General features: G+C 70.8%; 7 protein-coding genes. 6 read left to right on the plus strand and 1 reads right to left on the minus strand.

The window, feature by feature from the left end; genetic code table 11:
• Window positions 1-12: 12 nt before the first annotated feature.
• The 5 genes from AB0H12_RS13610 (at window position 13) to AB0H12_RS13630 (ending at window position 7,334) form a co-directional block, all read left to right on the plus strand.
• Window positions 13-1,956 (plus strand): DUF6541 family protein, encoded by a 1,944-nt coding sequence (locus AB0H12_RS13610; RefSeq protein ID WP_499623144.1) that lies wholly within the window; start codon window positions 13-15, stop codon window positions 1,954-1,956.
• Between the two features lie 34 nt (window positions 1,957-1,990).
• Window positions 1,991-3,226 (plus strand): UDP-galactopyranose mutase, encoded by a 1,236-nt coding sequence (gene glf / locus AB0H12_RS13615; RefSeq protein WP_230569350.1) that lies wholly within the window; start codon window positions 1,991-1,993, stop codon window positions 3,224-3,226.
• Window positions 3,227-3,233: 7 nt separating this feature from the next.
• The gene (locus AB0H12_RS13620) at window positions 3,234-5,105 is read left to right on the plus strand and encodes a glycosyltransferase (protein WP_499623146.1); all 1,872 of its coding nucleotides are present in this window, start codon (window positions 3,234-3,236) and stop codon (window positions 5,103-5,105) included.
• Between the two features lie 85 nt (window positions 5,106-5,190).
• Window positions 5,191-7,047: a glycosyltransferase gene (locus AB0H12_RS13625; RefSeq protein ID WP_499623148.1), complete on the plus strand. Its 1,857-nt coding sequence runs from the start codon at window positions 5,191-5,193 to the stop codon at window positions 7,045-7,047.
• A gap of 86 nt (window positions 7,048-7,133) precedes the next feature.
• The gene (locus AB0H12_RS13630) at window positions 7,134-7,334 is read left to right on the plus strand and encodes a hypothetical protein (RefSeq protein ID WP_499623150.1); all 201 of its coding nucleotides are present in this window, start codon (window positions 7,134-7,136) and stop codon (window positions 7,332-7,334) included.
• 19 nt (window positions 7,335-7,353) lie between these two features.
• On the opposite strand, the gene AB0H12_RS13635 is transcribed toward AB0H12_RS13630, so the two are convergent.
• Window positions 7,354-7,872, minus strand: a complete 519-nt coding sequence (locus AB0H12_RS13635; protein ID WP_499623151.1) for a MarR family winged helix-turn-helix transcriptional regulator — start codon at window positions 7,870-7,872, stop codon at window positions 7,354-7,356.
• Window positions 7,873-7,984: 112 nt separating this feature from the next.
• Between AB0H12_RS13635 and AB0H12_RS13640 the strand changes: the two genes are divergently transcribed.
• Window positions 7,985-8,923, plus strand: coding sequence for an NADP-dependent oxidoreductase (locus tag AB0H12_RS13640; RefSeq protein ID WP_499623153.1), 939 nt, complete (start codon window positions 7,985-7,987; stop codon window positions 8,921-8,923).
• The last annotated feature ends 181 nt before the right edge of the window (window positions 8,924-9,104 follow it).

Below are 9,104 nucleotides of genomic sequence, written 5' to 3' on the forward strand. Positions count from 1 at the left end.
GTTGCTGACGCGATGAGTGCTGCACTGCTGGTGCTGTTGCTGCTGTGGGTGCCTGGCCTGTTGTTCGGCGCGGCCGTCCGGTTGCGGGGGTGGACGCTCGCCGCCGCGGCGCCGGCGCTGACCTACGGCCTGGTCGCGGTCGGCGGCCTGCTGCTGGGCGAGCTCGGGTTCTCCTGGACGCTGCTCACGTTCGGCGCGTGGACGCTCGCCGCGTCGGCGGTGCTGTTCGCCGTGACCACGCTGGTGCAGCGCCGGTGGCCCGCCCGCGTGGACGACGACGAGCCGCGCGTGTCGCGCCGGGGCCACCTGGTGGTCGGCGCGGGCGTGGCCGTCGGCCTCGCGGTCGGCGCGGTCACGTTCCTGCGCGGCATCGGCAGCCTGAACCGCCTCGCCCAGGACTGGGACGCGCCGCACCACGGCAACCTCGTGCGCTGGCTCGCCGAGCACCAGACGTCGCTGGTCTCCTCGGCCGGCGCGATCGGCAACCAGCCGGAGAACGCGGACTACTTCTACCCGGCCACCTACCACCAGCTGCTGGCGCTGCTGCTCGACCAGTTCGGCGTCACGCTGCCGCAGCTGCTCAACTCCGGCGCGCTGAGCACCGTGCTGGTGTGGCCGGTCGGCATCGCCGCCATGGGCCTGGCCTGGAAGCTGCCCGCCCGGATGGTCGCGCCCGCCGCCGCCGTGTCCACGTGGTTCTCGCCGTTCCCGTACGACTCGCTGTGGCGCGGGCCGCTGTGGCCCTACGTCGCGGGCATCGCCCTGCTGCCCGCCGTGCTGGCCCTGGTCACCTACCTGCTCCGGCCGCGCGGCATCACCGGTCCGGTGGCCATCGCGGTGTCGGTGGCGGCGCTGGTCGGCCTGCAGCCGAGCCTGGCGTTCATCCTCGCCGGCCTGCTCGGCGTGATCTTCCTGGCGTGCGTGTTCCGGCTCGTGCCGATCGACTGGAAGCGCGCCTGGCCGACGTTGGTCGCGATGGGCGTGCTCGGCGTGGTGGCCGCCGTGCCGCTGATCCTGCCGTCGCTCGGCTCGGCCGGCGGCGTGGCAGCCATGGTGTGGCCGTCGGAGGCCACGCCCGCGGGCGCGTTCGGGCAGATGCTCACGTTCTCCGGCGTGGTCGACTTCCCGCAGTGGTGGATCGGCCTGCCCGCGCTGTTCGGCATGGTCATCATGGCCAAGCGGCGGCTCATGGTGTGGATGGTCGGCGTGTGGCTGGCGTTCGGCGGGCTGTACGCGGTCACCGTGTCGCTGGAGGGCGCCGTCATCCAGCGGCTGACCGGCTACTTCTACAACGACCACTGGCGGCTCGCGGTCATGCTGCCGCTGCCCGGCTCCATCGGGTTCGGCGTGGCCGTGGTCGCGCTCGGCACGTGGGTGGTCGCCCGCTACCGGGACCGGGTGCCCGCGCTCGGCCGCTCGCCGTGGGCGCCGGTGGCCGTCAGCGTGGTGTTCTTCCTGCTCATCGGCCTGGTCAGCGGCGCGTACGTCGGGCGCAACAGCGCCCGGCTGGCCGGCAACTACCAGAACGGGCCCACCGTCAGCGACGGCGAGCTGGAGGCCTACCGGTGGCTGGCCGAGCGCGTCCGGCCCGGCGAGCGGGTGATGAACGACGTGTTCGACGGCAGCGGCTGGCTGTACGCGATGGCGAAGGTCGAGCCGGTCGAGTGGACGTTCTACGGCACGCCCGCGGGCACGCCGAGCAACTTCCTGACCAAGCACCTCAACGAGCTCGACGAGGACCCCGAGGTGCGCGAGGCCCTGACCGAGCTGAGGGTCCGCTACGTGATCGTCGGCCGGGGATTCGTGCGCAAGGAGAACCGCATCGCGCCCGGGTTCGTCGGCCTCGACCACACGGCGGGCTTCGTCGAGGTGTTCCGCAACTCCGATTCGGTGATTTACGAAATCGAAGGCCAGGAGGACGTGCTCGAAGGAGCCGCGGCGGCGGCCGGCCGATGAGCGTATCGACCGATCGGTGTGCCACTTTCACCCCATGGGGTGTGGGCGGTCGCGTCCGGTCACTGCCGTACCCTCGACTGCTGTGAGCTTCGCTGGATTTGACCTGATCGTCGTCGGTTCCGGGTTCTTCGGCCTGACGGTCGCCGAACGCACCGCATCACAGCTCGACAAGCGCGTGCTCGTGTTGGAACGCCGTGCGCACATCGGTGGCAACGCCTATTCCGAGCCAGAGCCGGAGACGGGCATCGAGGTGCACCGGTACGGCGCGCACCTGTTCCACACGTCCAACAAGCGCGTGTGGGACTACGTCAACCAGTTCACCGAGTTCACCGGGTACCAGCACCGGGTGTTCGCGATGCACGCCGGCCAGGCCTACCAGTTCCCGATGGGCCTCGGCCTCATCTCGCAGTTCGTCGGCCGCTACCTGAGCCCCGAGGAAGCCCGCGCCTGGGTGGCGGAGCACGCCGCCGAGATCGACTCCAAGGACGCGAAGAACCTGGAGGAGAAGGCGATCTCGCTCATCGGTCGCCCGCTCTACGAGGCGTTCGTGCGCGACTACACGGCCAAGCAGTGGCAGACCGACCCGAAGGAGCTGCCCGCGGCGGTCATCAGCCGCCTGCCGGTGCGCTACACCTTCGACAACCGCTACTTCAACGACACCTACGAGGGCCTGCCCGTCGACGGGTACACCGCGTGGCTGGAGCGGATGGCCGACCACCCGAACATCGAGGTGCGGCTCGACACCGACTACTTCGACGTCCGGGACGAGATCCCGGCCGGCACGCCCGTCGTCTACACCGGACCGCTCGACCGCTACTTCGACTACAGCGAGGGCTGGCTCGGCTGGCGCACGCTGGACTTCGAGCAGGAAGTCCTGCCGGTCGGCGACTTCCAGGGCACGCCGGTGATGAACTACAACGACGCCGAGGTGCCCTACACCCGGATCCACGAGTTCCGGCACTTCCACCCCGAGCGCGAGTACCCGTCGGACAAGACGGTCATCGTGCGCGAGTTCTCCCGCGCGGCCGAGAAGGAAGACGAGCCGTACTACCCGATCAACACCGCCGAGGACCGCGCCAAGCTGGAGCGCTACCGCGAGCTCGCGCGCACCGAAGCCGCCGAGCGTAACGTCGTCTTCGGTGGTCGACTGGGCACCTACAAGTACCTGGACATGCACATGGCGATCGGTTCCGCGCTGAGCGTGTTCGACAACAAGATCGCCCCGCACCTGGCCTCCGGTCGGGCGCTGGACGGTTCGCTGGAGGACTGATTCGGTTATGTCGGGCAACTCCACCCTCGTCGAGCACGAGGCACCGGAGAAACTGCTGGCGCAGCGCGGCCTCTTCGCCGGGCCGTCGCAGATCGTCTCGGAGGACCTCTACGCCGAGATCTCCCAGGGCATCGCCGACCGCGAGCGGCACCGCATGGTCGTGCACCCGCACGCCACGGTGTCCATGAACACCTACTTCGGCCGGTTCCCGGCCACCTACTGGCAGCGGTGGTGCGTCAGCGCCGAGGTGGAGCTGAGCCTGACCCTGACCGGTTCCGGCACGGTCTCGGTCGTGGCCTCCGACGCGGAGGGCGAGTCCCGGACCATCGTCGCCGAGCAGGTCTCGGGGGCGCAGGGCCAGGTCGTCACGCTGACGGCCAAGATCGACAAGTTCACCGACGGCGGCGCGCTGTGGTTCGACGTCGTCACCGGCGAGCACCAGCTGGTCGTCGAGCACGCCCGGTGGACGGTCGCCCCGCCCAAGCGGGTCCGGCCGACCGCGGTCGTGATCTGCACGTTCAACCGGGTCGAGGACTGCCTCAACACCATGGCGGCGCTCGCGTCCGACCACGAGCCGCTGAGCCTGGTCGACGCGATCTACGTGGTGGACCAGGGCAGCGACCCGGTCGAGTCGCGGCCCCGGTTCGCCGAGGTCGCCGCCGCGCTCGGCGACAAGCTGCGCTACGTCCGCCAGCCCAACCTCGGCGGCGCCGGCGGCTTCACCCGCGGCCTGTACCAGGTCATGGAGGTCGACCACGCCGAGCACGCCAACGTGCTCTTCATGGACGACGACGTGCTGTGCGAGCCGGAGATCGTGGTCCGCACGACCGCGTTCGCCAACCGCACCGCGCAGCCGGTCATCGTCGGCGGCCAGATGCTGTACCTGCTGCACCCGAACCACCTGCACGTGGGCGCGGAGTACGCCAACCTCGACACGCTGGCCCCGGGCCAGGTCGTCGACGGCGCCCTGCACGACGCCGACCTCACCGGGTACGACGAGGAGACCGGCAAGCGCAACGTGCAGGACCGCCGGGTCGACGCGGGCTACAACGGCTGGTGGTCGTGCCTGATCCCGTCGGAGATCGTCAAGGCGGTCGGCTACCCGCTGCCGCTGTTCTTCCAGTGGGACGACATCGAGTACGGCTACCGGGCGCGGGCGCACGGGTTCGCCACGGTCACGCTGCCCGGCGCGGGCGTGTGGCACGCCGACTTCCACTGGAAGGACTGGGACGACTGGCACCGGTACTTCAACCTGCGCAACGCCCTGATCACCTCGGCGCTGCACAGCCAGTTCGACCCGAAGCGGATCTGCCGGTCCATGGCGGCCCAGCTCGCCACGTACCTCGTCGGCATGCAGTACGGCCTGGCGGCGACCCAGCTCAAGGCCATCGAGGACTTCCTCAAGGGTCCCGAGATGCTGCGCGACGGCGGCGTCCAGGCGGCGGCGGACATCCGCAAGCTGCGCGCCGAGTACCCCGAGACGGTCAAGCACCCGGCGTCGGAGGTGCCCGGCATCTCGTCCGGCGACCTGCCGCTGATCACGGCGCCGCCCGCGCCGCGGCTGTTCGCGCCGGTGCTGGCCAAGCGCGTGGTCAACCAGCTGCTCGGCCGCAGCGTGCACGACGTCGGCGCGGTGGCCGCGGGCGACTCGGCGTGGTGGCACGTGTCGCTGTTCAACACCGCCGTGGTCACCGACGCGTCCCAGGAGGGCGTGCGGGTCCGGCGGCGCGACCGCGAGCTGGCCATCCGGCTCGGCAAGCAGGGCACCAAGCTGCTCAAGGAGCTCTACCAGCGGGCTCCCGAGATGCAGCGCGCCTACCGCGACGCGATGGGCGAGCTGACCAGCCGCGAGAACTGGCGGCGGTTGTACGACCTGTGACCGGTGAGGCGGGGCGGCCCTGAGCGGTCGCCCCGCTTCGCTTCTCCCACGTCTTTCTCACGCGCTTCTCACCGGGGGACCTTCAGTGGACGCAGTGCACCGGATCATCCTGCCGAGGGACGACGACCCGCTCGACGTCCGGCCGATGTACCTGGACGAGCCGGAGAACGTGCACTGCCAGGTCGACTCCCGGCGCGGGCTGACCGTGCCCGAGCACGCCAAGGTGTCGTTCGCGACGTACTTCAACGCGTTCCCGGCCAGCTACTGGAAGCGGTGGACGGTCGTCGACGAGGTCGTGCTGCGGATGCGCGTGCGCGGCTCCGGCCGGATCGACGTGTACCGCTCCAAGCCGAGCGGCGACGTCGTGCACCTGGAGGGCTCGTTCGTCCGGGACGCGGCGGACTGGACGTCGCTGGAGTTCCCGGTGTCGCTGCGGCCGTTCGAGGACGGCGGGCTGATCTGGTTCGACGCGTTCACGCACGAGGCGTCGCTGGGGATCCGGGACGCCGAGTGGGCCGTGCGGTCGCCGCTGCCCGCGAAGAAGGTCGCGGTCAGCATCACGACCATGCGCCCGCACGACGCGGTGGAGGCGCTGCGGGCGCTGGGCAGCGACCCGGCCGTGCTCGACGTGGTGAGCAACGTGTTCGTGGCCGACCAGGGCGCGGTGAAGGTGCGGTCGGTGGCGGGCTTCGCGGAGGCGGAAGCCGGGCTCGGCGGCCGGCTGGAGGTCATCGAGCAGGACAACCTCGGCGGCGCGGGCGGGTTCACCCGGGGCATGTTCGAGGCGGTCGAGCACACCGACGCCGACCAGATCATGCTGATGGACGACGACATCCGGCTGGAGCCGGAGGCCGTGCTGCGGTCCAACGCGTTCGCGCGGGCGGCGGCGTCGCCGGTCATCGTCGGCAGCCACATGCTGAACCTGCAGGCCAGGACCAGGATCCACAGCACGGCGGAGATCGTCGACCTCGGCACGTGCTTCTGGCGGGCCGCGCCCGGCGCGGTCACCGACCACGATTTCGCCTCCTCATCGCTGCGCGAGACGCCCGAGCTGCACCCCAGGGTCGACGCCACCTACAACGGCTGGTGGATGTGCCTGTTCCCGCGCGAGGTGGTGGAGCGGACCGGCTACCCGCTGCCGCTGTTCATCAAGTGGGACGACGCCGAGTACTCGTTGCGGGCGCTGGAGCACGGCTACCCGACGGTGTCGCTGCCGGGTTCGGCGGTGTGGCACATGCCGTGGACGGACAAGAACGACTCGACCGACTGGCAGGCCTACTTCCACACCCGCAACCGCCTGGTGCTGGCCGCGCTGCACAGCCCGTACGACGTGCGGAACGGGATCGTGAAGCACGGGTTGAAGCTGTCGCTGCGGCACCTGCTGTCCATGGAGTACTCCACGGTGGCGTTGCAGCAGAAGGCGATCGAGGACTTCCTGGCCGGCCCGGCCGGCCTGTTCGACTCGCTGCGCACGGCGCTGCCGATGGTGCGCGCGATGCGCGAGGAGTACAGCGACGCCCGGCGCCTGGAGTCGGCCCGCGAGTTCCCGCCGCCGACGTTCGACATGGTGCGCGCGGAGGCGCTGCTGCGGCCGTCGAAGGGCAAGGCGACCATCGCGGTGCGCGCGGCGAAGTCCGTCCTGCACAACCTGCGCCCACCGCAGGCGTCCGCCGGCGACCGCCCGCAGCTCAACGTGCCCGCCTTGAACGCCCGCTGGTTCCTGCTCGGCAACCTGGACAGCGCCACCGTGTCCACGGCGGACGGCACCGGCGTCGCGTTCTACAAGCGCGACCCCGAGCAGTTCCGCACCCTGATGGCGCGGGCCGTGCGCAACTACCGGCGTTTGGGCAAGGAGTGGCCGAGGCTGCGCCGCCTGTACCGCGACGCCCTGCCGGAGCTGACCTCGGCCGAGCAGTGGCGCAAGGCGTTCGAGAACCGCTGACCGTGCTCCCGGGCGCGGTCGCGTCGGCACGCTGTCGCCACTCGGCGGAAGCCGCTGCTCGAAGCTCTGTCGACCAGGTGGGGCCGGTGCGCAGCCCACCCCTGATCACGGGTTCTGGACACCGCACGCTGATCCGGAACCAGCGGCGCCTGCTCCAGGCGCCGCACGAGTACGAGCGGTTCCACCGCACCCGCCGGTCTCACCAGGGCGCGGTCAACGCCCGACCGCTGCCACGGCCGGCCTCCTCGATGAGCACCACCACGCCGCCCGACCTGCGCGGACGATAGTCGCGGCACGCGCAGCGCGCTAGGGAGCTTGATCGGTTCCAGTCTTCTTGCGCCGCCGCGGTTCCGCCGACCGCGGCGGCGTCCGACGCATGTGGTCTCGCGCGCGGGCCAGGATATCGGCGAGCGCCTCGATGTCGGAGCGGGACAGCGGGGCGAACAGCAGGTCGCCGAGGACGGCGACGTGACCGGGGAAGACCCCTGCGAGCACAGCACGTCCTTCCTCCGTGATGGTGACGGTGATGCTGCGCTCGTCATCGGAGGACGGCGTCCGGGTCACGAGGCCCCGCTTCTCCAGCGTCTGCGCCTGATAGGTCAGTCCGCTGCGGCTGTAGACGACACCGTCGGCCAGATCGGTCATCCGCCCACTGCCCGTCGGGGAGTCGCCGAGCGTGGCCAGGAGCTGGAACTGCACGTAACTGAGATCGCCGGCATCCCGCAACTGCTGCTCGACGGCGTGCTTCAGCAGGCTGCTCGCCTCGATGAGAGCGAAGTACGCGCCCAGCTGCGCGGCGTCCAGGCGGGGCGACGAGGCGGTCATGAGCCGAGCCTATCAGTGCTTCTAACTCGAAGCACTTGCTTCGAAATCGAAGCAGTGCTACCGTGATCGCAGTTGCTTCGACTTCGAAGCACATCACCGAAGGGGTCGAATCATGAAGGCAGTGCGGTTCCACGAAACGGGCGGCCCTGAGGTTCTGCGCTACGAAGACGTCGACCAGCCGGTCCCCGGCGCGGGTCAGGTGCGCATCCGGGTCGCGGGGTCGGCCTACAACCCGGCCGACGGCGGCATCCGCGGCGGCTTCCTGCCGATCCCGATCACGCTGCCGCACGTTCCGGGGTACGACGTCTCCGGCACGATCGACGCGCTCGGCGACGGCGTGGAAGGCCTCGCCGTGGGTGAGGACGTCATCGGGCTCATCCCCATGAGCGCCGACGGCTCGGCCGCGCAATACGTCGTCGCCCCCGCGGAGGTGCTGGTGAAGGCTCCTGCCGCCATCCCGCTGGCGGATGCCGCAGGGCTGCCGTCGGTCGGGCTCACCGCCTCACAGGCGCTCTTCGAGGCAGGCGAGCTCACGGCCGGCCAGCGCGTGCTGATCAACGGCGCCGGCGGCCCCGTGGGCGGGTACGCCGTGCAGTTGGCCAAGCGCGCAGGTGCCTACGTCATCGCCACGGCGAGCCCGCGTAGCAGCGAGACCGTCAAGGCGGCCGGCGCGGACGAGATCATCGACCACACGGCCACCTCGGTGCTCGACGCGGTGGCCGAACCCGTCGACGTGCTGCTGAACCTGGCCCCGATCACCCCCGACGGGTTCACGGCCCTGGTCGCACGGGTCCGCGATGGCGGCGTGGTCGTCTCCACGACACCGACCGTCCCGACGCCCGGCGACGAGGAGCGAAACGTGCGCGCGGCTACGATCTTCGTCCACCCCGACGCGGACGTGCTCTCGGGCCTCGTCGCCCTCGTCGACCGCGGTGACGTCCACGTCGAGATCACCCGGCGCGTGCCGCTGAGCGAGCTGCCCGCGATCCACCGGCAGGCCGCCGCGGGGGAGATCCACGGCAAGGTCGTGGCCGTTCCGCCTGCCGCCTGACGATCCCGCCTCCGCTTGCCGGCCCTCCAAGGACGACCACGACACCGAACTTCGATCCCGGGGTCGCCGCCGTGCCCTCGCCCCATCGGCGAGGCCCCGGCGGGGGCCACCCCCGTACCCGGCCCCCCCGCACGGGGCGGGACCCGGCGTGCGCGATGGACAGAGAAAGGAAAAGAGGCGG

It is taken from the genome of Actinosynnema sp. NPDC023794, from assembly GCF_040639675.1.
GTDB classification, from domain to species: Bacteria; Actinomycetota; Actinomycetes; order Mycobacteriales; family Pseudonocardiaceae; genus Actinosynnema; species Actinosynnema luteola.